General features: G+C 63.4%; 23 protein-coding genes and 1 tRNA gene. 15 read left to right on the forward strand and 9 right to left on the reverse strand.

All coding sequences use genetic code 11. The annotated features are described in order from the left end of the window. Positions 1 to 9: 9 nt before the first annotated feature. Complete coding sequence (locus PJL15_RS01655) at positions 10 to 1,836, reverse strand: phosphoenolpyruvate carboxykinase (GTP) (protein WP_281449472.1); 1,827 nt, start codon at positions 1,834 to 1,836, stop codon at positions 10 to 12. 285 nt (positions 1,837 to 2,121) lie between these two features. Between PJL15_RS01655 and PJL15_RS01660 the strand changes: the two genes are divergently transcribed. Further along, a tRNA-Arg gene (locus tag PJL15_RS01660) sits at positions 2,122 to 2,195 on the forward strand. A gap of 133 nt (positions 2,196 to 2,328) precedes the next feature. Here PJL15_RS01660 and PJL15_RS01665 read toward each other — a convergent pair. From PJL15_RS01665 to PJL15_RS01675, 3 genes are read right to left on the reverse strand one after another with little or no spacing between them, the layout of a single operon-like run. Then, positions 2,329 to 3,285: a fumarylacetoacetate hydrolase family protein gene (locus PJL15_RS01665; protein ID WP_281449473.1), complete on the reverse strand. Its 957-nt coding sequence runs from the start codon at positions 3,283 to 3,285 to the stop codon at positions 2,329 to 2,331. Further along, positions 3,282 to 4,067, reverse strand: coding sequence for a cyclase family protein (locus tag PJL15_RS01670; protein ID WP_281449474.1), 786 nt, complete (start codon positions 4,065 to 4,067; stop codon positions 3,282 to 3,284). Before PJL15_RS01670 ends, PJL15_RS01665 begins: the two co-directional genes overlap by 4 nt. Then, positions 4,060 to 5,298 (reverse strand): MFS transporter, encoded by a 1,239-nt coding sequence (locus PJL15_RS01675; RefSeq protein WP_281449475.1) that lies wholly within the window; start codon positions 5,296 to 5,298, stop codon positions 4,060 to 4,062. Before PJL15_RS01675 ends, PJL15_RS01670 begins: the two co-directional genes overlap by 8 nt. Positions 5,299 to 5,450: 152 nt before the next feature. Here PJL15_RS01675 and PJL15_RS01680 point away from each other — a divergent pair, with 152 nt between their 5' ends. Beyond that, entirely contained in the window at positions 5,451 to 6,083 is a 633-nt protein-coding gene (locus tag PJL15_RS01680) for a TetR/AcrR family transcriptional regulator (protein ID WP_281449476.1), read from the forward strand. Between the two features lie 85 nt (positions 6,084 to 6,168). Here PJL15_RS01680 and PJL15_RS01685 read toward each other — a convergent pair whose 3' ends face one another. Continuing rightward, complete coding sequence (locus PJL15_RS01685) at positions 6,169 to 6,897, reverse strand: FadR/GntR family transcriptional regulator (protein ID WP_281449477.1); 729 nt, start codon at positions 6,895 to 6,897, stop codon at positions 6,169 to 6,171. 318 nt (positions 6,898 to 7,215) lie between these two features. Here PJL15_RS01685 and PJL15_RS01690 point away from each other — a divergent pair, with 318 nt between their 5' ends. The 12 genes from PJL15_RS01690 (at position 7,216) to PJL15_RS01745 (ending at position 21,373) form a co-directional block, all read left to right on the forward strand. Further along, entirely contained in the window at positions 7,216 to 8,853 is a 1,638-nt protein-coding gene (locus PJL15_RS01690) for an ABC transporter substrate-binding protein (RefSeq protein WP_281449478.1), read from the forward strand. A 105-nt stretch (positions 8,854 to 8,958) separates the two neighbouring features. Next, entirely contained in the window at positions 8,959 to 9,915 is a 957-nt protein-coding gene (locus PJL15_RS01695; RefSeq protein ID WP_281449479.1) for an ABC transporter permease, read from the forward strand. A gap of 3 nt (positions 9,916 to 9,918) precedes the next feature. Then, complete coding sequence (locus PJL15_RS01700) at positions 9,919 to 12,042, forward strand: dipeptide/oligopeptide/nickel ABC transporter permease/ATP-binding protein (RefSeq protein WP_281449480.1); 2,124 nt, start codon at positions 9,919 to 9,921, stop codon at positions 12,040 to 12,042. After that, the gene (locus tag PJL15_RS01705; protein WP_281449481.1) at positions 12,039 to 12,854 is read left to right on the forward strand and encodes an ABC transporter ATP-binding protein; all 816 of its coding nucleotides are present in this window, start codon (positions 12,039 to 12,041) and stop codon (positions 12,852 to 12,854) included. Before PJL15_RS01700 ends, PJL15_RS01705 begins: the two co-directional genes overlap by 4 nt. Before the next feature lie 38 nt (positions 12,855 to 12,892). Beyond that, positions 12,893 to 13,810: a dihydrodipicolinate synthase family protein gene (locus tag PJL15_RS01710; RefSeq protein WP_281449482.1), complete on the forward strand. Its 918-nt coding sequence runs from the start codon at positions 12,893 to 12,895 to the stop codon at positions 13,808 to 13,810. A 29-nt stretch (positions 13,811 to 13,839) separates the two neighbouring features. Then, positions 13,840 to 14,790 carry an ROK family protein gene (locus PJL15_RS01715; RefSeq protein ID WP_281449483.1) on the forward strand — a complete coding sequence of 317 codons (951 nt, stop codon included), beginning with the start codon at positions 13,840 to 13,842 and terminating at the stop codon, positions 14,788 to 14,790. A gap of 9 nt (positions 14,791 to 14,799) precedes the next feature. Then, positions 14,800 to 15,486, forward strand: a complete 687-nt coding sequence (locus tag PJL15_RS01720) for an N-acetylmannosamine-6-phosphate 2-epimerase (protein WP_281449484.1) — start codon at positions 14,800 to 14,802, stop codon at positions 15,484 to 15,486. A gap of 168 nt (positions 15,487 to 15,654) precedes the next feature. Continuing rightward, a complete protein-coding gene (locus PJL15_RS01725) occupies positions 15,655 to 17,112 on the forward strand; it encodes a dihydrolipoyl dehydrogenase family protein (RefSeq protein ID WP_281449485.1) in 1,458 nt (485 codons plus the stop codon). Positions 17,113 to 17,182: 70 nt separating this feature from the next. Further along, positions 17,183 to 17,953 (forward strand): ABC transporter ATP-binding protein, encoded by a 771-nt coding sequence (locus PJL15_RS01730; protein ID WP_281449486.1) that lies wholly within the window; start codon positions 17,183 to 17,185, stop codon positions 17,951 to 17,953. Beyond that, on the forward strand, positions 17,950 to 19,986 hold the full coding sequence (locus tag PJL15_RS01735; protein WP_281449487.1) for a YhgE/Pip domain-containing protein: 2,037 nt from the start codon (positions 17,950 to 17,952) through the stop codon (positions 19,984 to 19,986). Before PJL15_RS01730 ends, PJL15_RS01735 begins: the two co-directional genes overlap by 4 nt. Further along, on the forward strand, positions 19,983 to 20,615 hold the full coding sequence (locus PJL15_RS01740) for a TetR/AcrR family transcriptional regulator (RefSeq protein WP_281449488.1): 633 nt from the start codon (positions 19,983 to 19,985) through the stop codon (positions 20,613 to 20,615). Before PJL15_RS01735 ends, PJL15_RS01740 begins: the two co-directional genes overlap by 4 nt. 134 nt (positions 20,616 to 20,749) lie before the next feature. Continuing rightward, a complete protein-coding gene (locus PJL15_RS01745) occupies positions 20,750 to 21,373 on the forward strand; it encodes a hypothetical protein (RefSeq protein ID WP_281449489.1) in 624 nt (207 codons plus the stop codon). A gap of 30 nt (positions 21,374 to 21,403) precedes the next feature. On the opposite strand, the gene PJL15_RS01750 is transcribed toward PJL15_RS01745, so the two are convergent. Beyond that, positions 21,404 to 22,327 carry an EamA family transporter gene (locus PJL15_RS01750; protein WP_281449490.1) on the reverse strand — a complete coding sequence of 308 codons (924 nt, stop codon included), beginning with the start codon at positions 22,325 to 22,327 and terminating at the stop codon, positions 21,404 to 21,406. 72 nt (positions 22,328 to 22,399) lie between these two features. Here PJL15_RS01750 and PJL15_RS01755 point away from each other — a divergent pair, with 72 nt between their 5' ends. Next, the gene (locus tag PJL15_RS01755; protein ID WP_281449491.1) at positions 22,400 to 23,311 is read left to right on the forward strand and encodes a LysR family transcriptional regulator; all 912 of its coding nucleotides are present in this window, start codon (positions 22,400 to 22,402) and stop codon (positions 23,309 to 23,311) included. 6 nt (positions 23,312 to 23,317) lie between these two features. Here the strand turns inward: PJL15_RS01755 and PJL15_RS01760 are convergent, their stop codons facing one another. From PJL15_RS01760 to PJL15_RS01770, 3 genes are all read right to left on the reverse strand, one after another. Then, positions 23,318 to 23,842 (reverse strand): SixA phosphatase family protein, encoded by a 525-nt coding sequence (locus PJL15_RS01760; RefSeq protein ID WP_144661558.1) that lies wholly within the window; start codon positions 23,840 to 23,842, stop codon positions 23,318 to 23,320. Positions 23,843 to 23,990: 148 nt separating this feature from the next. After that, complete coding sequence (locus PJL15_RS01765; protein WP_281449492.1) at positions 23,991 to 24,857, reverse strand: winged helix-turn-helix domain-containing protein; 867 nt, start codon at positions 24,855 to 24,857, stop codon at positions 23,991 to 23,993. 543 nt (positions 24,858 to 25,400) lie between these two features. Further along, positions 25,401 to 26,453: a hypothetical protein gene (locus PJL15_RS01770; RefSeq protein ID WP_281449493.1), complete on the reverse strand. Its 1,053-nt coding sequence runs from the start codon at positions 26,451 to 26,453 to the stop codon at positions 25,401 to 25,403. Positions 26,454 to 26,466 lie beyond the last annotated feature (13 nt).

Genomic DNA, 26,466 nt, shown 5'->3' on the forward strand with positions numbered 1-26,466 from the left:
CCAAGAGGTCTAGCCCAGACGGGTCTTGAGACCGTCCAGCTCGGACTGGAGTGCCGCCGGGAGGGATTCGCCGAAGTTCGCGAACCATTCCTCGATGGATGCCAGTTCAGTTGCCCACTCATCGGCGTCGACGCGGACCGCGGCCTCAACCTCGGCCGGCGTCATGTCGAGGCCCTCAAGATCGATGGATTCACCGGTCGGAACAAAGCCGATCGGCGTTTCGACGGCGTCAGCCTTGCCTTCCAGGCGCTCGATGGCCCACTTGAGCACGCGTGCGTTGTCACCGAATCCAGGCCAAGCGAAGCCACCCTCAGCCGTGCGGCGGAACCAGTTGACCAGGAAGATCCTGGGCAACCGCTCCGCGTTGGCCTTGGAGGACAGGTTGACCCAGTGGTTCAGGTAGTCGCCTGCGTCGTAGCCGATGAACGGCAGCATGGCCATGGGGTCGCGGCGGACAACACCGACGGCGCCAGCGGCAGCGGCGGTGGTTTCCGAGGACAAAGTGGAACCCATGAAGATGCCGTTCGACCAGCTGCGGGCCTCGGTTACCAAGGGGATTGTGGTCTTGCGGCGGCCACCGAACAGGATCGCGGACAGCTCCACGCCCTCGGGGCTGAAGTACTCTTCGGCCAACATGTCGATCTGGTCGATCGGCGTGCAGAAGCGTGAGTTCGGGTGTGCGGCGGGCGCGTCGGAGTCCGGAGTCCAGGACTCACCGCGCCAGTCGGTCAGGTGTGCCGGAGTATCCTCCGTCATGCCTTCCCACCAGACGCCACCGTCGTCGGTCAGGGCTACGTTGGTGAAGATGCTGTTGCCCTTGGCGATGGCGCGCATGGCGTTGGGGTTGGTGCCCCAACCCGTGCCGGGTGCGACGCCGAACAAGCCGGCTTCGGGGTTGACGGCGCGGAGTTCACCTTCCTTGCCAAAGCGCATCCAGGTGATGTCGTCACCCAGGGTCTCAACCTTCCAGCCCTTAATGGTCGGGTCGAGCAGCGCGAGGTTGGTCTTGCCACAAGCGGACGGGAAGGCCGCGGAGACGTAGTACGTCTTCTGCTCGGGGGAGGTCAGCTTCAGGATGAGCATGTGCTCAGCGAGCCAACCCTCATCACGTGCCATGACCGAAGCGATGCGCAGCGCGTAGCACTTCTTGCCGAGCAGTGCGTTTCCACCGTAGCCGGAGCCGAAGGACCAGATGGAGCGCTCTTCGGGGAAGTGGACAATCCACTTGTCCGGGTTGCAGGGCCATGCGACGTCGGCCTGGCCGGCTTCCAGCGGCGCGCCCAGCGAGTGGAGGGCGGGAACGAAGAAGGCATCGGTCTGGGTGATGCGGTCCAGGACGTCAGTGCCGATGCGGGCCATGATGCGCATGGAGGCAACGACGTAGGCGGAGTCGGTGATCTCAACGCCAAACTTGGGGTCTTCTGCATCGAGGTGGCCCATGACGAACGGGATGACGTACATGGTGCGGCCACGCATGGAGCCGGCGAACAGTCCGCGCAGCTTCTGCTTCATTTCGGCCGGAGCCATCCAGTTGTTGGTGAAGCCTGCGTCACGCTCGTTCTCGGAGCAGATGAAGGTCTGCTCTTCAACGCGGGCAACGTCAGCGGGGTCGGAGAACGCCGCGAAGGAATTCGGGAACGTTTCCGGGTTGAGCCGCTTCAGGGTGCCGGCCTCGACGAGTTCGTCTGTGAGCTTCTTGTTTTCTGCTTCGCTGCCATCAACCCAGTGGATGCGGTCCGGCTGAGTCAGCTCGGCAACTTCCTCAACCCAGGCCAGCAGGCGTGCATGCGTAGTAGGTGCCTTCTCAAGCAGCGGCAGTCGCGCCAGATCGCCCATTGCGGTTCCCTTCCTCGGGTTCAGTGGTGTGTCCTAAACGATAGGGGCCGCGGACCAGACCAATCCGCTGTCAGACATCGGACATCCACCTGCTTGAAAACTAAAAAACCCCTAGAATTCAAGGTTCCCGATTCCTGGGAGCTGATTTTAAGTGACTAAGGTCACGTAGACCGGTCTAGTTGCGCAGATTACAGCTTTTCGATTTGGAACTTCACATGAACTTCTGTAAAGTTTATTGAGGTTCGAGGGGGTCAGAGAAACAGACCGCCGAGAATCACGCGAAATGCGCCCATAGCTCAGCTGGATAGAGCGTCTGTCTACGGAACAGAAGGTCAGGGGTTCGAATCCCTTTGGGCGCACAAATCAAGACCCGCACCGGTTCGCCGGTGCGGGTCTTTTGTTTTCCCCGAATGAACCCAACTAAGTAGCAGTTCAGGTCGTTTTGAGCGCTCAAAACGACCTGAACTGTTACCCAGTTCGGTGAGGGCGGGCCTAGATGCCCGGAGTGAACGGCATCGGCGGAACGTAAGAACGCCTCCGCGCCTTGGGGATCCCGTGCACCGGAGCAGCTCCTCCCACCAGATTGGTCAACGTTCCCAGTCGCTCCACAGTCAGGCTCACCACGTCGTCCCGTTCCAGCGATGGCGGAGCCATTGACCCGTACCACCCCCAGAACTCGGACAGGCAGCCACCCCCGCTGGTGCCGGAACCCAGGATGTCGCCGCGACGAACCCACGTACCCCTGCTGGCGTAGGAAACGAGCTCGGCAAAGTTCCACGCCATATTGGCCAGGGAATCCGTGGCCAATACCCGTCCGTTCACGGAGACACTCATGGTGACATTCAAAAAGCCGTCAGAAGTGACGTCGGCAAGTTCGTCCTTCGTCACGAAAAAGGGCCCCAGGGACGTCGCAGTGTCCTTGCCCTTGGCCGGCCCCAGCCCGACCGTCATTTCACTGCGCTGCAGGTCCCGGGCTGACCAGTCGTTCAGGATCATGTAACCGGCAATGTGATTCCCGGCCTCCGCCACGGAAAGGTTGTTCCCGTCCTCGCCGATCACCGCTGCCACTTCCAACTCGAAGTCGAATTGCCGCGATCCCGGCGCCATGGGAACGGTGGCGTTGTGGCCTATCGCCGCGTGCGGGTTGGTGAAATAGAACGACGGCGCGTCGAACCAGGCGGGCGGAATGCCCTTATCGGGGGCTACTGATTTCAATGCCCCCTCCGTGTGCTGCTCAAAAGTAATGAAGTCCCGGATAGTGGTGACGTCAACAGGAGGCAGCAGTTCGACGGCACCGAACTCCACAAGTTCGCCGTCCACCGGGACCCACGGGCGGGCAATCACTTCAAAAGCGTCCAGTCCTTCCGGATAAAGCCGGCCAGAAACCAAGTCAGGATTCGCCAGCCCAAGGCGGGGAACGCCGTCGAGCATTAACCGGAAGAATTTCACGCCACCGACCCCGCATCCAGGATCGCGACCGCCCGCGTCCAGCCGGCGGAGGCTCCGTGGATTTTCACGGGGAAGCACGAGATCCGGAACCCCGTGGACGGCAGTACTTCAAGGTTGTTGAGTTTCTCGATATGGCAGTAGCCGATCTCCATCCCGGCTTTGTGGCCCTCCCAGATCAGTGAGTTGTCGCCGGTTTCCACGTACCGCTTGGCCGTATGGATGAAAGGAGCGTCCCAGCTCCACGCATCGGTGCCGGTGACACGGACGCCACGGCTGGTAAGGAAAAGGGTGGCTTCGCGGCCCATCCCGCACCCCTTGGTGAGGTAGTCGTCCGAGCCGTAGCGTGTGCCTGCCGCAGTATTGACCACCACTATGTCTCCCGGGGCCAGCTGGTGGCCGATCCGGTCAAGCTCGGCCTCGACGTCGGCAGCTGTGGCAACGTAGCCGTCCTCGAATTGGCGGAAGTCCAGTTTCACCCCGCGGCCGAAGCACCACTCGAGCGGCACCTCGTCAATGGTGATGGCACGCGCACCTCCGTCCATGGTGGAGGCGTAGTGGTACGGGGCATCCAGATGTGTACCTGTATGGGTGGTTGCGTTGATGCGCTCGATCGCCCAGCCTTCCTCCCCCGGAAGATCCTCCTCAGCCATCCCCGGGAAGTAGGACACCAGGTCCTTGGCGGTTTCGCGGTGGGTGAGGTACTCAATTTGCGGCGTCATCCCGGGTGGGTCCGAGGCGATACCAGCACGAAGGCTGACGGAGAGGTCAATAAGGTCAGGCATTGTTGACGGGTTCCTTCTGGAGGTAGGACGGGGACACGGAGTCGTCCGTGGACGCGCCGCGATGGGTATGTGGCAGGAAGAGCATGAGGGCCCCACCCACGAGGAACACCGCACCGGACAGGATCAGCCCGGAGGAGAAGCCCCAGGCTGCCGCAATCCCGCCCATGGCAAGAGGTGCGAAGGCCGCCACTCCACGGCCGATGTTGAAGCAGAAGCCGGCGCCCGTGGTGCGGATCCTGGTGGGGTAGAGCTCTCCAAGGTAGGAGCCGAAAAGTCCGGCAAACGTCATGAAGAAGGCGTAGAGAGGCCCCATCCACAGCAGTGCCGCCTGGTTGGTGACCAGACCATACAACGGCATCAAAAATCCGGTGCCGGTGAGGGAGAGCATGATGGCGTTGCGGCGGCCGATTTTGTCCGCGATCCAGCCGAACACGATATAGCCGGCGAACATGCCGAGGTTGAGGATGGTCATGAAGAGGCTGACCTGCCGGGGATCGAGGCAGCGCTCGCTGGAGAGGTAACTGGGCATCCACGTTGACGCGCCATAGAAACCAACGAACGCGCAAACAGCAACCAGGGTGGCGATGATGGTGCGGCGCCGATAACTGCCGGTGAACAGTTCCTTGGCGGTGACGTTGCGCGCCACCTCCTGCTGCGCACGCTCTGCAAGCCACGCTTTGGATTCGGGAAAGAAAAAGACCACCATCAGCAGCGGCAGCAGTGCGGACAACCCGGTGACCAGGAAGAGCAGCCGCCAATCGGGCATGAAGGCGCCCGCGATCAGTGCTGCTCCTGCGCCGCCCAGCGGATACGCGGCAAGCACGAAAGCCACCGCCCGCCCGCGCTGTTCGGCCGGCCAGGTTTCCACAATGTAGGTGGACAAAACTGACCACACTCCCCCAAGGCCAATGCCGGCCAGGAACCGGAGGGCCACGAACACCCCGTAGTTCGGCACCACAAAGAGCGCCGAGGTCAGGGCGACAAATACCACCATGGACCCGATGAGGGCGATGCGGCGGCCCCGGTTGTCCGCTACCCACCCAGTGATAATGCTGGAGCATCCCATGCCAAGCAGGGTGGCTGTGGCCAGAAGACCCCCGGCAATCGGCGTCAACTTCAGCTCTGCACTGATGGCAGGGAGCGCGAAGGAGAGCACCGCGATTTCCAGGGCGTCAAAAAGATAGATGATGAACGACCCAACAAGGATGAACCACTTGGTTCCACGTTTCATGGGATCCCTTCCGATGGGGGCGACGTTGCCCGAAACGGAAACTAGAACTTATACACACGTTCAGTTTCTGTTGGAATAGAATTTATACACCCATTCAATTTGTGTCAATGCTCACAGGCTTCATGCGCCCTGGGGCCGATAGGGTGGGACTCATGTCCACGGAAGTACAGGGAAACACAGCCGGCACCCGCCGCCGGGAACAGATTTTGGATGTCGCCGTGGGGATGTTTGCCGACCGCGGCTTCGAAAGCACCACCATGCGGGCTGTAGCGGAGGAAATCGGCACCACTGCTCCCCTGGTGATCTACCATTTCGCCACCAAGCTGGAGCTCTACAGGGCCGTCTTCGCCCGGTACCAGCACCTCAACGAGGAACGCCGGCGGCAAGTACTGGCGGTCGACCCCTCAGCGAGTGACGCCGTCGAACGAATTGTGGACGCCTTCCTCATGCCCACACTGAAGGCACAGGAAACAGCGGACGGGAAGCTGTTCGCCCGCCTCGTCCTGCGGGAAGCTTCGGACCCCTCGGCGCACGATCGCGGCATCCTCGCCGAATACTTCGACCCCATGGCCAGGGACTTCATCGCAGTGATGCGCAAGGCCCTGCCCGACAAACCGCAGGGATTTCACGAGTGGGCCTACATGTTCGGGGTTGGGGCCCTGACCGGGACGGCGCTCCCCCAACGCATCGCGTCCCTGTCCGACGTCACCAACATCAACGATTTCCGCTACGACTACCTGCGGACAGTCCTCATCGCCGGCTGGCGCGGCGCCGGACCCAAGTAGGTAACAGATAACGCTCCACTGACGGCGCAGTAGAGCATGTGCTGTTACTCAGTTGGGCACGACGGCGGCCCTTGCGTTGCGCTTGTTACTCGCCGACCGCTTCGCTGATGCGGCGGCGGATGCCATCGAAGTGCCGGTTGAGCAGCTCAGCCGCTGCGGCTTTGTCTCCTGCGGCGACGGCGGCGTAGATGTCCCGGTGCATGGCCGCGGTCTTGGCCAGGTCCTCGTTGCCCGGGCCGATCTCCACGTGGATCTTGCGGTACACCTTCCAAAAAACGCCCATCAGGTTGATGAGGAGCTCGTTGTTGAGCGGCTCGAACAGGCGGCGGTGGAACTCGGCATCCGCGGCAACGAAGTTCTCTCCAGCCGCGGCCAACTCCTCCATTTGCTTGACCGATTCCTCGATGGTGGCCAGTTGCTCCTTGGTCATGACGTCCATGGAGGAACCAATGAGTCCGGATTCCAGGGCCTGGCGTACGTCGACCAACTGCAATGCCTCAAGCCCCTGATGGCGGAGGGAAAGCCTCCCGCGGAAGGTGAGCCCGTCGGCGAGCGCATCGAAGTTGCTGGGCGCCACGAACATGCCGAAGCCATGGCGGATCTCGATGACCCCCAAAGCCTGGAGCACCTTCAGCGACTCACGGAGAGTGTTCCGGCCAACGCCGAGGGCAACTGACAACTCGCTCTCCGTGGGCAAGGGATCGCCTGCTTCCAGCTCGCGTTCAAGGATCAGTTCCATAATGTCCGACTGCAGTGCACGCAGCCGGGCCTGTGCGCTGAACCGCGCCTGCGGAACCACACCGGAAGTTGTCATGGCTTTCTCCTTGCCGAGCACCAGCCCCCATGGTTGCGAAGGGGTGCGGTATTAATATTGAAGTGAGCTTAGCGTCCACCTCGTGATGAGTAGCTCGCAACATACAATATCGGATGTCCCATCTCCTTCATAGCCATGGAGGGGATTTCTTCAGATCTCTCCCCGGGATTTCCCCCTCGGACCGGCCGCAGCCGGCAAGCCGAAGGCGCGCGGAGCGCGCCCTAGCCATCGAATCCCGCTTGACGTTCCGTTGTGACCGCCCTTACAGTTTCCATACGAGCATCGGACGTCCTACATCCGATAACCCACGAAACGCGAATGGTGAGGCACCCTATGAGCAAGACGATCCAAAGCCTGCCGCTGGTCAACGACGCCAGCCGCCGGAACTTCCTGAAGCTAAGCGGCGCAGTTGGTGCAGCAGCCGCCTTCACGGCAACCCTTTCTGCGTGCGGCGGCGCTGCCAGCACCACCACGGGTAACGCAACGAACACCGCTGCGGTCAACAAGGACCTCACCATCGAGGCAGGCATTTCCTACGCGCTCTCCACGGGCTTCGATCCCCTGAGCTCCTCGGGCGCCACGCCGATGGCGGCCAACCTGCACATCTTTGAAGGCCTCATCGAGCTTCACCCGGCTACTCGTCAGCCCTACAACGCCTTGGCAGCCACGGATCCCAAAAAGATCAACGACACCACCTACCAGGTGACCATCCGCGACGGCGCGAAGTTCCACGATGGCTCCCCCGTCACCACCGAGGACGTGGCGTTCTCCTTCACCCGCGTCATGGACCCGGCCAACAAGTCGCTCTTCTCCCAGTTCATCCCGTTCATCCAGGACGTCAAGCCTGTTGATGCCAAGACGGTGGAGTTCACGCTCAAGTACGCCTTCCCGGGCTTCGGACCGCGCATCTCCGTGGTGAAGATCGTCCCCAAGGCTCTTGCAACAGACCTGAAGGCCTTCGATGCCAAGCCCGTGGGCTCCGGCCCCTACAAGCTCATCTCCGCGGTGAAGGACGACAAGATCGTCTTTGAGGCCTTCGCCGATTACAATGGCCCCAAGCCCGCCCTGGCCAAGGGCATGACCTGGCTGCTGCTCTCCGACGCCGCAGCCCGCGTGACCGCCGTCCAGTCCGGCCGGGTCCAGGCAATTGAAGACGTGCCCTACCTCGATGTTGACGGCCTGAAGTCCAAGGTCAAGGTTGAATCCGTCCAGTCCTTCGGGCTGCTGTTCCTCATGTTCAACTGCGCCAAGGCCCCCTTCGACAACAAGCTTGTCCGCCAGGCCCTGCACTATGGCCTGGACAAGGAAGCCATCATCAAGAAGGCCCTGTTCGGGAACGCCAAGGCTGCCAGCTCGTACTTCCAGGAGGGCCACCCGGACTACGTCAAGGCCAAGAATGTCTACGGCTTTGACACCTCCAAGGCCGCAGACCTGCTCAAGCAGGCCGGCGTGACGAACCTCGAATTCGAACTGCTCACTACAGACACCGCCTGGGTCAAGGACGTTGCACCGCTGATCCTCGAATCCTGGAACAAGATCCCCGGCGTCAAGGTCACCGTCAAGAGCCTCCAGTCCGGCGCCTTGTACAGCGACCGTGTTGGCAAGGGCGACTACACCGTGGTGGCTGCACCCGGTGATCCCTCAGTGTTCGGCAACGATGCCGACCTGCTTCTGAGCTGGTTCTACTCCGGCGCCACGTGGATGGACAAGCGCGCGTTCTGGACCACGCCGGAGCGCACCAAGCTCCAGGGACTCATGGACAAGGGCTCGCAGGCCTCCGGTGAGGAAGCCAAGAAGATCGTGGGCGAAATCGTGGACATGGTCTCGGAGGAAGTTCCGCTGTACCCCGTCTTCCACCGCCAGTTGCCCAGCGCCTGGGATGAAAAGAAGCTCAACGGCTTCCAGCCCCTGCCCACCACGGGCCTGTCCTTCATCGACGTCGGACGCACCGCCTAGGCGGTCCCCCAACGTTGCGGGGCCCGCTTTACGTCCTAAAGCCCCCACTTTGCACGCAGAGCGGGCCCCGCAACCCAGCTTCACCCCTAACAACCGGAGAACACATTGGTCACGATATTGCGTCTGCTTGGCCGCAGGCTTGCAGCATTGCCATTAATGATCCTGGGCATCACGTTGCTCGTCTTCATGGTCCTGCAGGCCGCTCCCGGCGACCAGGCCAGCTCAGCCCTCGGCGACGGTGCCAGCGAAGAAGCGAAGCAGCAGTACCGCCAGGACAATGGCCTCAACGATCCCCTGGTCCTGCAGTACTTCCGTTTCCTCGGCAGGCTCCTTCAGTTCGACCTCGGCACCACCACCCCGCCGGCCAAGTCGGTGGCCTCCATGATCGGCTCAGCTTTCCCTTTGACGCTGCAGCTGACTTTCCTCGGCGTGCTCATCGCGATCGTTTTGTCCTTGGCGTTCGGCGTCCTCGGCGCTCTGTACCGGGACAAGTGGCAGGACCAGTTGGTCCGCGTCTTCTCCATCGCCGCGATCGCCACGCCGTCGTTCTGGCTCGGCATCCTGCTGATCCAGTGGTTCGCACTCGGTGAGAACCCAATGTTCCCCTCAGGCGGAATTGCGACGCCGGAATCCGGCTTTGGCGGTTGGCTCAACTCCATGGCCCTCCCGGCTTTGGCGCTCGGCATTCCCGTGTCCGCATCGCTGATCCGCGTGGTCCGTACATCCATGGTGGAAGAACTGGACCGCGACTACGTCCGTACCGCCATCGGCAACGGGGTCCCATACCGCGAGGTGGTCTCCAAGAACGTCCTTCGCAACGCACTGGTCACTCCGGTGACCGTGCTGGGACTGCGCGTTGGCTACCTGCTGGGTGGCGCCGTCGTGATTGAAATGATTTTCGCCTTGCCCGGCATGGGCCAGCTCATCCTCAACGGCATCACCAACCTGGACGTGAACCTGGTCCAGGGCGTGGTGCTCACCATCTCAGTCACCTTTGTTCTGGTGAACATCGTGGTGGACCTTCTCTACCTGCTCATCAACCCCCGAATCAGGACGGTATAGCTCATGCGCAGCAAGCTCGCAGAACGGCTAAGCGCTCCGGGCCTTCGTTTCAAGGCCCTGCCCTGGGGCTCCCGTATCGCCCTGCTCTTCCTCATTGTGATTGTCCTGGCAGCAATCTTCGCCCCGGTCATTGCCCCGCACGATCCCCTCGAAACGTTCATCCCGGCCACTCCCCCGGGCGCCGAACATTTCTTTGGCACTGACCGCCTGGGCCGCGATATCTTCTCGCGCCTCCTGTTCGGCGCGCAGTCTTCGCTGATGATCGGCCTCGGCGCTGTGGGCCTGGCGATCCTCGCCGGTGCGCTCCTTGGCTCCTTCGCCGCCACCTCGAGCAAGTCCGTGAACGAGATCATCATGCGGCTCATGGACATCCTCATGGCGTTCCCGGGTATCGCCCTGGCCGCCGTACTGCTCGCGGCTTTCGGCAACTCGGTCCCGACCATCATCATCGCGATCGCCATTATCTACACTCCGCAACTTGCCCGTGTGGTCCGCGCCAACGTCCTGGCACAGTACGGCGAAGACTACGTCCGTGCTGAGCGCGTGATCGGTGCCGGCCGCTTCTACATCCTGGTCAAGCACATCGTCCGCAACACTGCTGCCCCGGTGCTCGTGTTCGCCACGGTCATGGTGGCCGACGCGATCATCCTCGAAGCTTCGCTTTCCTTCCTCGGGGCCGGTGTCCAGGATCCCGCGCCGTCGTGGGGCAACGTGATTTCCTACGGCCGCAACCTGGTCCTATCCGGCGGCTGGTGGGCCACCACCTTCGCTGGCCTGACCATCCTGTTGACCGTTCTCTCGCTGAACATCCTCGCCGAGGGTCTTACCGACGCCATGGTCAACCCCAGGCTCCGGCGTGCGCCTGCGGTGAAGGACGACGACGGTGCTACCGCTGCCGTGTCCGCCGTTGACACCGAAGTAGCGACGTCCGTGGCCCAGCCTTCCGTACTTGAGGAACACGAGCTCGACGGCGTCCGCACGGCTTCCGGTGACAGCGTCACCAGCGATCGTGACCAGTCAGCCGTGCTCACCGACGTCCGGATCGCGGCCAGCAACCCGAACCTCTCGCTGGACCGCGAACTGGAGCTCCTCGCAGCAATCGAGGCGAAGCGCACCGACCGCCTTCCGCAGGTACCTGCAGGCGCACGCAACGTCCTCGAGGTGAAGAACCTCTCCATCCGCTTCCCCGGCCGCTTCGGCGATATCGCGATCGTGGACAACGTTTCCTTCACGGTCCGCGAAGGAGAAACCATGGGCCTCGTGGGCGAGTCCGGCTGTGGCAAGTCCATCACCTCCCTGGCCGTCATGGGACTGCTCCCGAAGACCGCGCAGGTGACCGGATCCATCACGTTCGACGGCAAGGAACTGCTTGATCCGGCCACCAAGCACAGCAACCCGAAGGCCTATGTGGGCCTCCGCGGCGAGCAGATCGCCATGGTCTACCAGGATGCACTCAGCTCGCTGAACCCGTCCATGAAGATCAAGGAACAGATGGAGCAGCTCACCAAGCGCGGCGGCCGCAAGACACCCACCGAGCTGCTGGAAATGGTGAAGCTGGATCCCGTCCGGACGCTGGCCAGCTATCCGCACGAGCTCTCCGGTGGCCAGCGCCAACGTGTGCTGATCGCCATGGCGTTGTCCCGCTCGCCCAGGATCGTCGTGGCCGATGAGCCCACCACCGCTTTGGATGTCACAGTCCAGAAGCAGGTTGTGGACCTCCTGAACGAACTGCGCGAACAGCTCGGCTTCGCCATGGTGTTCGTCAGCCACGACCTCGCCCTGGTTGCCTCCCTGGCGCACCGCATCACTGTCATGTACGCCGGCCAGGTGGTGGAATCCGCACAGGCGTCCGAACTCCTGCAGAACCCCAAGCACGAGTACACCCGGGGGCTGCTTGGCGCAGTGCTTTCCATCGAAGCGGACGCTGCAAGGCTGCACCAGATACCCGGCACCGTTCCTTCCCCCAGGGACTTCGCCACAGGGGACCGCTTTGCGCCCCGCTCGCTGCGGCCCGACGCCGATCCCCACCAACGGCTGGTCCTGACGACGGTTTCTTCGGTTGACTCCGTCAACGGCGACGATGCCGACCACTACTGGGCAAGCCACTTGAAGGAGGACGCGAAATGAGCCCGTCAATTCAACAGGAGCCAAAGCCGGTCATCGAGCTCAAGGACGTCAAGGTCTACCACCGCGCCCGCACCGGTGGCCTCTTCCGGCCGAACATCGTCAAAGCCGTCGACGGCGTGGACTTCACCATCAGCCGCGGCGAAACCGTGGGCATCGTGGGTGAGTCCGGCTGCGGCAAGTCCACGCTGGCCTCAGTGCTCGTGGGACTTCAGCCGCCGACGTCGGGCAAGGTCTTGTTCCACGGAAAGCCCGCCATCAAGCGGAACGCGGCCATGCGCAAGGAGTTCGGCCGATCCGTTTCCGTGGTCTTCCAGGACCCGGCCACCGCACTGAACCCGCGCATGACCATCCAGGACATCCTCACCGATCCGCTGCAGATCCACGGCATTGGCAACGCAGCCTCCCGCGCTGCCAAGGTCAAGGAACTGCTGGCGCTGGTTGGCTTGCCGCAATCGGCCGCCGAGGTAACGCCGTCGCAAGTTTCCGGCGGCCAGCGCCAGCGTGTGGCGATCGCCCGCGCCTTGGCGTTGGAGCCGGACATCATCGTGGCCGATGAGCCGACGTCGGCCCTGGACGTATCCGTCCGGGCGCAGGTCCTGAACCTGCTGTCCGACCTCAAGACCCAGCTGAACCTCGGCATGGTGTTCATTTCCCACGATATCCAGACCGTCCGGTACGTCTCGGACCGCATCTGCGTCATGTACTTCGGCAAGATCGTCGAGCAGGGCACAGCCGCGCAGGTCTTCGACAACCCCAGCAACGACTACACCAAGAAGCTGCTGGGCGCCGCGCCGAGCCTGCTTCACATCTAGCTTTTTCCTTTCGCAAGTTACCAACAACGGAGATTTCTGTGTCCACTCAATTCCAGGGCGTCATCCCCCCGGTCATCACTCCCCGCCACGCCGATGGCAGCATCGACACCGCGTCGCTGAAGAACGTCACCAAGCACCTGATCGACGGCGGTGTGTCCGGCCTGTTCGTCCTGGGCTCCTCCGGCGAAGTCCCCTACCTCACCAACGATGAGCGCGAGCTGGTGGTCTCCACCATCGCCGACGCCAATGCGGGAGCCGTCCCGCTGATCGTGGGCGCCAATGAGCAGACCACCAACCGCGTCATCGAGGAAGCCCGCAAGGTGGTTGACCTTGGAGCAGACGCGATCGTGGTTACCTCCATGTACTACGCGATCGGCAACGCCGCGGAAACAGAAACGCACTTCCGCGACATCCACGCCGCCATCGAGAAGCCGATTTTCGCGTATGACGTTCCCGTCCGCACGCACTTCAAGCTGCCCACCGACCTCCTGGTCCGCCTCGGCCGCGACGGCGTGATTGCCGGCGTCAAGGACTCCTCCGGCGACGACGTTTCCTTCCGCCAGCTGCTGCTCGCGGCCAAGGACATCCCCAACTTCGACATCTTCACCGGCCACGAAGTCGTAGTGGACGGCGCCCTCCTGGGCGGCGCGCAGGGCGTTGTTCCGGGTCTCGGCAACGTCGATCCGGCGGGCTACCGCCGACTGTTCGACGCCGCCCAGGCCGGCGACTGGGCTGGTGCCGCGCGCGAGCAGGACCGCTTGGCTGACGTCTTCGAGATCGTCTACACCCCCAACGGCCGCGTCTCCGGAGGCGCTGCCGGCCTGGGCGCGTTCAAGACCGCACTGCAGATCATGGGCGTCATCGAGTCCAACACCATGAGCTCGCCGATGCTGTCCCTCAATGACTCCGAGACCGCAGCGATCCGCGAAATCCTGGAGCGGAACGGGCTGGTCTAGCTTCAGTGACCGCTTCCATGCCCGCTTCAATGACCTGTGTAATCGGCGTTGACCTCGGCGGCACCAAGACCGCCGCCGGGGTTGTCTCCTCCTCTGGAGAAGTGTTGATGTCGGACACCATTCCGACCCTCAACCGGGCAGGTGGCCAAGCGATCCTCGACGCCACCGCAGCGCTGATCTCGGGCTTGGTGGCGCGTGCCGCCGACGCCGGACATACTGTGTCCGGCGTCGGCATCGGCTCTGCCGGGGTCATCGACGCTTCTGCCGGGACTGTTGTTTCGGCCACCGACGCGATTCGTGGGTGGGCCGGGACCGCCCTGGTTTCAGGGTTGCATTCCCGCTTGGGGCTGCCGGTCCGGGCCGTCAACGACGTCCACGCCCATGCCCTCGGGGAAGCCTGGCTTGGCGCGGCCGCGGAATCCTCAAGCTCCTTGCTGGTTGCTTTCGGGACAGGTGTTGGCGGCAGCTTTGTTCTGGACGGCGCAGCTCTCCTGGGGCACCGTTATGTGGGCGGGCATGTAGGCCACTTTGCTTCGCCATTGGCTGTTGTTGATGGGGTTCCTCTGCCGTGCGTCTGCGGTTCCGCCGGGCACGTTGAGGCCGTCGCTTCCGGGCCGGCCATCCATGAGTCGTTCCTGCGGTTCGAGGGTTCGGTCGCGGAAGCGACGGACACCCGTGGCGTGTTTAAGCTCGCCCAAGGAACCCACGACGGCGGTGCGGCCGGCACCGCGGCCCGGCTCGCCGTCGAACTCGGTGCACGTGCCGCCGGACAAGCGGTCGGCGGCCTTATCAACATCCTGGACCCGGAAACCGTGGTGATCTCAGGCGGTTTGGCGGACGCCGGTGAACCCTGGTGGAAACCCATGGAGGCCGCCCTGCGACAGGAGCTGCTGGCACCCTTATCCGCCGTCCCCGTTGTCCGGGCCACCCTGGGCAACTCCGCGGCCATTGTTGGCGCCGCGAAACTCGTACTTAGTTAGGACGAACCCGTGATCCTCACACTTGATGGCCTGGAGGCCCTCCGTTCCCAGCTCATTGTTTCCTGCCAGGCGTACCCGGGTGAACCCATGCGCAATCCCCGGACCACGGGCCAGGTTGCGGCTTCGGCTGTTATTGGTGGTGCGGCGGCGATCCGTGTCCAGGGGCTTGCCGACGTGCAGTTCACTCGTGCCGCCGTCGAGGTTCCCGTGATTGGGCTCTGGAAAGACGGGCACGACGGCGTCTTCATCACTCCTACGCTTCGGCATGCCCTGGCGGTAGCGAATGCCGGTGCACACGTTGTAGCCATTGACGGGACGCGGCGGGAGCGGCCGGACGGGCTGACGCTTGCTGCCACCGTGGCCGGAATCCACGCGGAATCCCACGCCCTGGTCATGGCCGATTGCGGCTCGTTCGACGACGCCGTAGCAGCTGTTGAGGCCGGCGCGGACATGATCGGAACAACGTTGTCCGGCTACACCGGGGAGCGCCCCAAGACCGACGGTCCGGATCTGGAGCTTTTGGAGCAGATCGCTTCCGCCAACCTCGGAAAGCCGCTCATCGCAGAAGGCCGCATCCATACTCCTGCCCAGGCCCGACTGGCCCACGACGCCGGTGCCTTCGCCGTGGTGGTTGGCACCGCGATCACGCACCCGGCCACCATCACGGGCTGGTTCAAGGGAGCGATGCACGCTTAGCCCTGCCTTGCGGGGCCCGCTCTGCGCCCCAAACCCACCACCAAGCGCGCACACCAGGCCCCACAACGCAGACCCCCAAAATGCGGGGCCCACTCTGCGCCCCAAACCCACCACCAAGCGCGCATAGAGGGCCTCACACCGCGCAGGCACTCGGCGTAGGCTTTCCCCATGACTGCCGAAAGCTCCCGCGAGTACGACGTAATTGTGATCGGCGCAGGCGCCGTCGGGGAAAACGTGGCGGACCGGGTGGTTCGCGGCGGCCTGTCGGCGGTGATCGTCGAAAGCGAATTGGTGGGCGGCGAGTGCTCCTACTGGGCCTGCATCCCCTCCAAGGCGCTCCTCCGCCCGGGAAGTGTACTCCATGCTGCGCAAGGAATTCCAGGCGCAACGCAGGCCATCACGGGAACCATTGACGCTGGGGCCGCACTGAAACACCGGGATTGGTTCACCAACAACTGGCAGGACGGCAGCCAGGCTGAATGGCTGGACAGTGCCGGCATTGACCTGATCCGTGGGCGCGGCCGGATCACGGGCCCCCGCGAAGTCCAAGTGGATGGCCTCGACGGAAACAGCTACGCCCTCAAAGCCAACCACGCGGTGGTGATCGCCACCGGCTCGACGCCCATACGCCCCGACATCGAAGGCCTCAAGGACGTGCCCTTCTGGACCACCCGGGGAGCCACTGCAGCCAAGGAAATTCCCAAGCGCTTTGTGGTGCTCGGCGGTGGCGTTGCCGGCGTGGAGCTGGCGCAGGCTTTTGCGCGCCTGGGTTCGGATGTGACGCTCGTGGCCCGGGGACGACTGCTGAGCAGTTACGCCGAGGAGGCGGCGACCCTGGTCCTGGCCGGTCTTCGCGCCGATGGCGTGACGGTCCACCTCCACACCGACGTCCAAAGAGTGGAGAAGAACGACGACGGTTCAATCACCGTGGCGATCGAAGGCAAAACACTCGACGCCGACCAACTCCTGGTCGCTTCCGGGCGGCATCCGGCCCTGGCCAATCTGGGCCTGGAAAGCGTTGGAGTCGAAGCGCCCAACGGCAAACCACTCCGGCTCTCGACGGATGCCAGCGGGCTGGTGGAAGGGCCGGCCAGCGATGGCACCAGCGGATTCTGGCTCTATGCCGCAGGGGATGCCGCGGGCAAGGTACTCCTGACACATCAGGGAAAATACGAAGCCAGGGCTACGGGCGACGCCATTGTTGCCCGCGCGAACGGCGAACTCCAGGGCAGCCCAGAGCCGTGGAGCCCTTGGGCGCACACGGCGAATGAGCACGCCGTTCCCAGCGTCGTCTTCACGGACCCCGAGGTGGCGTCGGTGGGCCTGGGACTGGAGCAGGCGCTGTTGCAGGGGAAGAACGTCACGGGCGTGGAACTGCCCATCAACGTTTCCGGCTCCCAGCTGTACTCCCCGGATTACAAGGGCTGGGCGCAGATAGTGGTGGACGAGGACCGGAAGGTGCTTTTGGGGGCTACCTTCGCCGGCCCGGGCGTCGCCGAGCTCCTCCATTCAGCAACGATCGCAATTGTGGGAGAAGTCCCCTTGGATAGGCTTTGGCACGCAGTTCCGTCCTATCCGACCATTAGCGAGGTTTGGCTTCGACTCCTGGAAAAATATGGCCTCTGATTCCTATTTGAACTGACCAGTCAGTTCAGTTAGACTTTCAGCAGACAACAGTTCTGCGAAAGGCTTCATTGTGCTGTCCGTACAGCAACTTCAGATCAACGGCCGCCGGGACGATCTCCTCCCGGCAACATCGCTCCAGGTCCACCGCGGCGAACTCATGCTCGTCGCCGGAGAAGGCCAGGACCAGCGCACCGCCCTGGCGTTGGCCCTGAGCGGCCGCATGAAGCCCAGCAACGGGGTCCTCAGCTGGGACAACACCACCAAGACCAAGAAGATCCGGCTCGCGAGCGCCCTGGTGGACTCCCCCGGAGTCAACGAACCCGAACAGCACCTCAGCGTCCGGGACCTCGTCACCGAAGACCTTTCCCTGATCCCGCGGCGCTACCGTGGCGCCCTGCTGAGCAAACCATGGCTCAAAGTCAACAGCTTCGAGGACCTCGCGGAACTCTGGATCGAACAGCTTCCCGCCGGTCGCCGCCTTGAACTCTTGACGGCCCTGGCCCTGGCGGATCCGGCCACGGACCTCCTGGTCATCGACTCCCCCGACCGCCACAGCGCGGATCCCGGGACCTGGTTGCCCCGTCTTCAGGCATTGGCGTCCGACGCCGGGCGGCCGCTCGCCGTCGTCGCCGTCGTCGGTGCCCTTCCGGACAACTGGACCGGCCCCGCAGCGGTGATCGGCAACTCCGTCGCGTATCCTCCCGAACCGGAAGCGGAGCCTGCACCTTCCCCCACGACGCCGGCCGCCGTCGTCGAACCCAAGGCGAAACACGCCGCCGACACCGCGCCTGAAACGGCCGAAGAACCCGAAATCGAAAACCTCCAAAGGACTGCAAAGTGACTGTTCTGCGGCTCGCCCGCTCCGAACTCAAGCGCATGACCGGCGGGCTCCTGCCCAAGCTGACCATCCTCGCCCTGACCATGGTTCCGTTGTTGTACGGCGCCGTGTACCTCTACGCTAACTGGGATCCGTACGGCAACCTGAACCAGATCGACGCCGCCCTGGTGGTCGAGGACACCGGTGCCACGTCGAAGGACGGCAGCGAGCTGCAGGCTGGCAAGAAGGTGGCCGACAGCCTGGTGGAAGGCCACGTCTTCAACTGGAAGCAGGTCTCCAGCGCCGAGGCCGCGGACGCGGGCGTGAAGACCGGCGAGTACGCCTTTGCGCTGCGCATCCCCAAGGACTTCTCCTCGAACCTGGTCTCCCCCGGAAGTTTCGACGCCGCCAACCAAGCCATGCTGCACGTCACCACCAACGACGCCAACAACTACCTCCTGAGCACCATCGTGGACAAGCTCACGACTGCCGTGCATTCCACCGTGGCCAAGGAAGTGGGCGAAGAAACTGCCAATCAGCTGCTCACCGGCTTCGGCACCATCCACGCGTCCATCGTGAAGGCCGCCGACGGCGCCTCCGAGTTGGCCACGGGTGTGGGAAAACTGAGCGACGGCGCCGCCACGCTCCACACCGGTACCAGCCAACTGGTCACTGGCGCGGACCAACTTGTTGCAGGCCAAACCCAACTGCGCGATGGCGCTGTGCAACTGAACACCGGAGCCAGCCAGTTGAGTTCGGGCCTTACTGAGCTCAAGAACAAGACGGCGACCCTCCCCGCGGATTCGCAGAAGCTCGCCGATGGCGCCGCCCAGGTGGCAGCTGGCAACGCGGAGCTGAACGCGAAGGTCCAGGAAGTGGTTGGGCAGCTGGACGCCGCGGACAAGGGCCTGCGCAACCGCGTGGTCGAATCCAACGCCCGACTCGTCACCGCCGGCGTGCTGACCCAGGAGCAGGCCGACAAGGTGCTGGCCGACTTCGATGCCGCAGCAGCGTCGAGTCCGGTCACCGATGCCAAGGCGAAAATCTCGGGTGACGCTGCCAAGATCCAGCAGCTCTCGGACGGCTCGGCTGCAGTGAGTGCCGGCGCCCAGAAGCTCGCTGCGGCAACGCCAACCTTGACCGATGCCATTTCGCAGGCAGCTGCCGGGGCCGGACAGTTGAACAGCGGCGCGGCAACGCTGGCCGCCGGCCAGCAGACCGCCCTGGACGGCGCAGCAAAGCTCGACGACGGCGCCCGCCAACTCGACGACGGCGCCGGACAACTTGCCAGCGGCGCAGTGACCGCTTCCGATGGTTCGCACACGCTGGCTACCGAGCTCGCCAAGGGCGCGGGAGATATCCCCAACCCGAACGATGAGCAGAAGAGCAGCGTCTCCAAAGTGATCGCGGATCCGGTAGCAGTGAACAACGTCTCCCAGGCAAAGGCAGGTTCCTACGGCGCCGGCCTCGCGCCCTTCTTCCTCACCTTGGCCCTGTGGATCGGCGTCTTCATGCTGGTCCAGGCGATGCGGCCCATCACCCAACGGGCCCTTGCCTCGAACGCCCCCGCCTGGAAAATCGCCGTCGGAGGCTGGCTGCCGTTCTTCGTTGTCTCGGTGCTGCAGGCCACCATCCTCACGCTGGTGGTGGACCTCGGCCTCGGCTTGAATCCGGCCCACCCGATCGGGATGTGGCTGTTCATGCTGGCAGCCGTGATGGCGTTCAGTGCGATCATCCAGGGCATCGTGGCGCTGATGGGAACCCCGGGCAAGTTCGTGGTGCTTATCCTGTTGGTCCTGCAGCTCGTATCCTCGGGCGGCACCTTCCCGTGGCAGACCACCCCCATGCCGCTGCATGTGGTGCACGAGGTCCTGCCGATGGGGTACGTGGTCACTGGTATGCGGCACCTGATCTACGGCGGTGAACTCAGCATGATCTGGCCTACGGTCCTGGGGCTGCTTGGATACACTTTGCTGGGAGCGGCGCTGTCGACGCTGGCCGTCCGCAAGCACAAGATGTGGACCCTCAAGACCCTGAAGCCGGAGATTGCAGTATGAGCACCACCGAGCCTGCCGCCACCGGTACTGGAGAAAAGAAGCTCCGCCCCGGCCGGACCAACGCCACCAAGCAGCGCCTCTTTGAGGCGTCCATGGAATTGATCGGCGAACGTGGCGCTGCGGGAGTGACCGTGGACGAAATCGCGGCTGCCGCAGGGGTGTCCAAGGGGACGGTGTATTACAACTTCGGCAGCAAGTCGGACCTGATCGCCCAGCTTCTGCGGCACGGCGTGGACATCATGCTTGTCAGGCTCCAGGATGTCCAGGGACAAAGCGATGATCCGCTGGAATCCATGAAGAACATGGTGGGCCAGGCCATGGAATTCATGGACGACTACCCTTCATTCGCCCGGCTCTGGGTCAGCGAGAACTGGCGAACGCCCGGCGAATGGAGCGCTGTCTTTGCCGAACTCCGGGCCGAGCTTTTGGCGGTGATCGGGTCCGCGGTGGAACGCGTCGCGGCCGGCTACACGGTGGACGAGAACATCATCCGAGGCAGCCTGGAAGCCGCCATCTTCGGGGCCATCTTCGTGGTGGGCTTGGACCGGCAAACCTACAATCCGGAACGTTCGCGCGAACAGAGCGTGGCTGCGGTGATGACCATCATGCACGGTTACGTCATCAAGTAGCGCGTTGTGCGGCCTGCTCTGCGTTCCATGGCATGGCCATTGGACGCAGAGCAGGCCCCGCAACGGTATGGAACTGCAATGTACGACGGCGTGGCGTGGCCACTTGGTCGGCGATGATTAACCTCATGCGTCACATGGGGAACAGCGGGAAGCTTGCGGTGGTGGCCGCCTTCGTGTCGATGGGGCTGCTGGTACTTGCCGCCGTGGTGCTCGAGGAACTCGTTTTGTATCTGTTCCTTGGAAGTGTCGCGCTCTGCTACCTGGCTTCCCTGGTGCAGCTTTTCAAGCGTCGGCGCTACTTTGTGATCCTGCTCGGCGCCGCCGGAACCAGCCTGTTCATCGGTTGCGGCATCGCCTTCCTTAGGATGTGGGGCATCGCGTTCACCCAGGATGCCAACGCCTTGGGCAGCGCAGTGAGCACCAAGGATTCCGATATCTACTTCTATCTGGCCGCTGCAGCAGGCGTAGGGACCCTGGCCGTGATGTTCCTCGGAGCCGTGGTGCCTTCGTTCGGTTCGCGGACTGCGGCTCCGGCCAAACGGGCCACCCCTGCAGCACGGAAGAATCCGGCGCCCCGTAAGGTTGCCTCGCGTCCGGCAACACAGGCCAAGCGCCCGGTTGCCCCCGCCCAACGACCCACGGGCGCTGCGAAGCCGCCTGCTCCAAAGCGACCCGCAACGTCCCGCACGCCGGCGACGGCAGCCAAGCGGCCGACGTCGAACTCTTCCTCCCAACGCAAGCCGGCTTCCAAGCGCTGAAATCCTCTGTTGCAGGGCCGGCTCTGCGTGCTATTTCGGCTCCGAAGGGTGCAGAACGGGCCTGACAACGTCTGTTTTGGTCCGCTTTCGGGAGAAGCCGAGTACGGCGGTGGCCACGCCGAGGAGCAGGATCAGGCCACCCATGACCTCGGCCGGGGTGGGGATTTCGTTCAGGACAAGCCACGCCGCCGTCATGCCAACCACCGGGACCAGGAGCGTGAACGGCACGACGTCGGAGCCCGGGTAAAGCGACAACAGCCGGTTCCAGATGCCGTAACCCACCAACGAGGCAAACACGGCCGTGTACACCGCGCTCAGGATAGTTGCCGGCTGCAGATCACTCAGGGTTGCCCACACCGCGTCGGGCCCATCCACCAGCAGTGACAACCCCGCCAACGGAACAGGCACCACTGCCCCGGACCACACCACCAGGCCCAGGCCGGATGCTGCCTTCGAATGCCGCGCCACCACGTTGCCGATCGCCCAGGACAACGCCGCCGCCAGCACGATCATCAGTGGCAGCACGGGTGCCACGGCACTGCGGCCCAGGGCAACGACGCCCAAGCCGGCGATGCCGAGCACGACCCCAACCATTTGCCTCCGATTAGGCTTCTCGCCAAGGAACCTGGCTGCGAGCAGGACCGTGAAGAGAACCTGCGCCTGCAGCACCAGCGACGCCAGGCCGGCGGGCATCCCGAGCGCCATGCCAAGGTACAGGAGGCCGAACTGCCCGGCGCTCATGAAGAGTCCGACGCCGATGATCGCCTTCCAGCCGACATCCGGTTTCCGGATGAAGAAGATGAACGGAAAGACGACGAGCAGGAATCGCATAGCCACGAATAGCAGCGGCGGTACATCCCGGCCGTTCGTGTGCAGTCCGAGGTCGATGGCTACGAAGTTGATGCCCCACAGAATGGCGACAAGGACGGCAAGGGCAGAGTGGCGAAGGTTCACAGCTCAACTCTGACCCTCTTTTGCATGAAGCACCAGCATTGAATTCAACGGTCAACCCGGTAGATTTACTTCATGATTGATATTTCGGCTTTGAGGGCGCTTGTTGCTGTGGAGCAGCACGGTTCGGTGGTGGCCGCTTCGGATGTCATGGGCTACAGCCCCTCCGCGGTATCCCAGCAGATCAAGAAGCTGGAGAAGCAAACGGGCGTGGCTGTCCTGGAGAGGAATGGCCGCGGCGTGCTGCTTACCGAACGTGGGCTGGCCCTTGCCGGATACGGCCGGCGGATCATGGGCGAACTCGAAGAACTCCAGGCAACCCTCCTGGCTGATCCCGCCAAGCCGTCCGGGCTGTTGCGGCTTGTGGCATTCTCCACGGCGTGCCGCGGTTTGGTGGGGCCCGTCCTTGGACGGATGGCTGCCGCACACTCCGCTTTGGACATCACCGTCCTGGCGGAGGATCCCCGTGAAGCCGTCCAACGTGTGGCCTCTGGCGAAGCCGAGCTCGCAGTGGTGCACAACTGGAACTCAGTCCCGCTGGTGATTCCTGAGAACCTGGCGCACGAGGACCTCTGCGTCGACCAAGCCGATGTCCTCCTCAACAGCAGCCACCCTCTCGCCGCGAGTACCGCCGTCGAGCGTGAAGACCTGCTGGACGAGACCTGGATCAGCACCCCGGCGGGGGCCATCTGCAACGAAGCACTGTTGCAGATCTTCGCAGGGCTCGGACGTATCCCTGACATCCGGATTTACGATCCCGACTTTTCCACCCACATCGCCATGGTGGAACAAGGCGTGGCCATCGCACTGGTCCCCCGGCTTGGCAGGCCCCCGCTGCCGCCAGGGGTTGTTGCTGTTCCGGTGATCAAGCCCGTGCAGCAGCGGTCCGTGGGGATCGTGTATCGGAAGACCATGACGGCCAGCCCCAACATCCGGCACGTTGTCGGATTGCTCCGGGAAGTCGCTACCGACGAGCTGCCGGGATAGCAGCAGTCAGTGGCGGGGAACCGTGAAGTGCGTCAGCCGCGCGTCCTGACCGTCGAGTTCAGCCCAGGACTTTTCCGTTTCCATGACCGTCAACGCGCTGGTGGGGTAACGGGTGGCGGCGTCCATGTAGGCGTCGTGGTCGGAGTCGCGTGAGGCCAGATGCATGGCAAGATCCTGCACGCCTGGCATATGCGAGATCACCATGAGGGTGGTCACGGTGTCCGGAACGTGGTTGATCACGGTCAGCATGCGGTTGGCAGAGGCGGAATACAGACCGTCTTCAAGCTTGGGAGTAGGTGCCTTCTCCCCCAGCTCGTCACACACCCAGGTGCAGGTTTGCCGGGTTCTTAGCGCCGACGAACACAGGATGAAATCGGGGACCACGCCGTGCTTGAGCAACCATTTGCCGGCAAGAGGCGCCTCGCGGTGACCACGCTCCTCAAGGGGACGCTCATGATCGGGCACACCCACCGGCCAATCGGCCTTGGCATGCCGCATGATCACGAGTCGCTTGATGTGGTGGTCACTCATGAACCAACCCTATCCGCCCTCCTTAGCCGTGGAGGCCAATGCTCACTGACCAGGCAAGACGAAAGGCGGCACATCCCGGCAGCGCCGTTGTTGCGTGAGGTACGAGCGCAGGCGCAGAGGATGTGCCGCCTTTCGGCGTTTCACAAGATCAGATCGAGTATTCCGGAGCGGCCCAAACGATGACCTCGGGGTGCTCGTAGAACCGGTAGCCCTGGCCTCGGACCGTGCGGACCGTGTTGGCCAGGCGGCCCAGCTTGGAACGGAGGCGGCGGATGTGCACGTCGATGGTGCGCTCGTTCGGCACCTCTTCGGCATTGCGCCACAGCCCCTCAAGCAGTTCGTCGCGGCCAACCGTGCGGGTGCCGTTTTCAACGAGGTAGTTGAGCAGTTCGAATTCCTTGAACGTCAGGTTCAGCGACTCGCCATCCAGGTGCACTTCACGCCGGGCAAGGTCGATCAGGACGCCGGAGGGGCGCGCTTCCTGCTGCGGGGCCGGACGTGCGGCTTCTGCGCGCTGGCGGGAGGCCACGGTCGGGTCCCCGAAGGTGGAACGAACGACGTCGAGTGCGGACCCGGGTGCCCCGGCGGGGGCGACAGCGACGGCCGCGTAGCTCTCGGCGCCGGTCACCAGGGACTGGGCGTAGGCCCGGATTTCCTGGGCAAGCTTGGCAATGGAGGTGCCGGCTGCAGCTGCAGTCTCTTCGTCAATACCCATGTAGAGCACGAAGCCGCGGGCTACGTTGTCGTTGGCAACGGGGCGCAGCCTGTCCGATTGCGCGATCACCGGAGTGGGCGCGGTCATGGGCGCCGGCTCTGCGGTGGGTACTGCGCGCAATTGGCCATAAGAGTTGGGGTTGTAACCCTGCGGCACGTACCCGGGAGCCTGCTGGCCGGCGCCTTGCGGAGCGGGAGCATAGCCGGGGCGGTTGCCGAAGCCGGGCCGGAGCCCTGCGTTCGACGCGGCCTTGTTGGCGTTACGGACGGAGATGTGGACGTATCCAGATGCAACTGACATGGAGTGCTTACCTCAAAAGTGAATAGCCGTCATCGCGGCTTCGAATGCTGAATGTCCCCGCAATGAGTTTGGGGAGGGGCGCCCAACGCTGGGCTAGGGGGCGAATGCCTGAAACTTCTTGGGGTGGAAAGTTAGGCTTGCATTCGACAACAGCGGTCATCATGGCCAGCGGGTGTGCTGGACCAGGTTGCTGCGGCTGCAGGTGCTGTTGAGTTCTTGTTCACATTGGAAGTGTGCAACGTAACAATGGCAACACGCAAGTAACAAAGCGTCGAACCGTCCACATTTTGAGACGTAGAGGTCTATTGTGCTGCAAATCACAATTCCGTGGAGCCCTAAAATGAATGCCATTTCATTCGTCAACGGGAAGAAATATTAGCCTTCCAGTGAATTTTCTTCGGCAGATCGGGCATGATTCGCACCGTCACGACCCGCGAGGTACAGACTTCGGAATCTCACGATCTGAAACATATGTTGTCCAATCAGGATGCTCCTCGTCCTCGAATTTTTTTCTCAAAATCTGCTACAAGCGGTAGAAACTGCTTACGACGACGTCCCTGAACCCTGGCTCGAGGTGGAACCTTGGCTTGAGGTTGTGGTGGTCAGGCGGATTGATGTGGCCGTGTAGGCATCACCTGACTTGGTGGCGGTGACGCGGATAGTTGCCCCTGCTTTTACATCGGCCAGGGTGAGGGTGCTGGTGGTGCTGCCTCGCTGGCGGGTGCCTTGTGCCACGGCGGTGTCGCTGTTCAGGGCATAGGTCCGGGTGAAACCATCCTCACTTTTGACGGTCAAGGACGTCGAGGAAACGTCGCTGACCGTGCCAAGTTGATCCGCCATGGTCACGTATTCCTCATTCCGAAGCACCACATACTCGGAATGAATGGCCGCGTTGAGCCCGCCGGCCATGCCCAGCCCATCGGGAGCCATACCGCCCATCTGCCCCGGCCCCATCTGGCCAGTCCCACCCCCGGGAAGCGTTTGGCCCGTCCCGCCCTGATCTGTTCCTCCCTGGCCCGTTCCTCCTCCGGGAAGGGTCTGGCCCTGCTGCGCGCCGAATCCACCGGCGCCGGCCTGGCCGAGTGGAGTGTTCGCTGCGTTGGCCGAGCTTGCGCTGCCCATGGCATAGAAGCCACCTGCCGTTCCGGCCGCAACCACCACTGCGATTCCTGCGACCATCAGCGTGCGCTTGGTTCCCCAGCGGTTGTTGCCTGCGCCGGTTTTCAGCGCGGTTGTGTTGTTGGCTCCCCATCCTTGGGCGTCCGACGGCGGCGCTCCCCACCCTGCGGTCGGCTGGGTCGTGGTGGGCTGGTGGGAAGGCTGGCTCGGCTGGGTCCCGTCGTTCGGCTCACTGTGGGCAGGTTCCGACCACGCCCACGAGGAGCCCCCGCCAGGTTCCGCAGGAGCGACAGGGCTTGGCGATGCGGGGGTGGGTGTTGCCGGGGCGGGTGTTGCCTGCGTCGGCGTCTCCGGGCTGGGCGTGCTCGACGCGGCCCGGGACCCGCCGTCGAGCTTTGCGGGTTGGTTCGTACCATCCAAGCTACTGCGGTCCAGATTTGCGTCGTCGGGGTTGGCGGGCTGGTTCTGCTGATTCACGGTGTTCTCCAAG

It is taken from the genome of Paenarthrobacter nitroguajacolicus, assembly GCF_029952445.1.
GTDB lineage: Bacteria > Actinomycetota > Actinomycetes > Actinomycetales > Micrococcaceae > Arthrobacter > Arthrobacter nitroguajacolicus_B.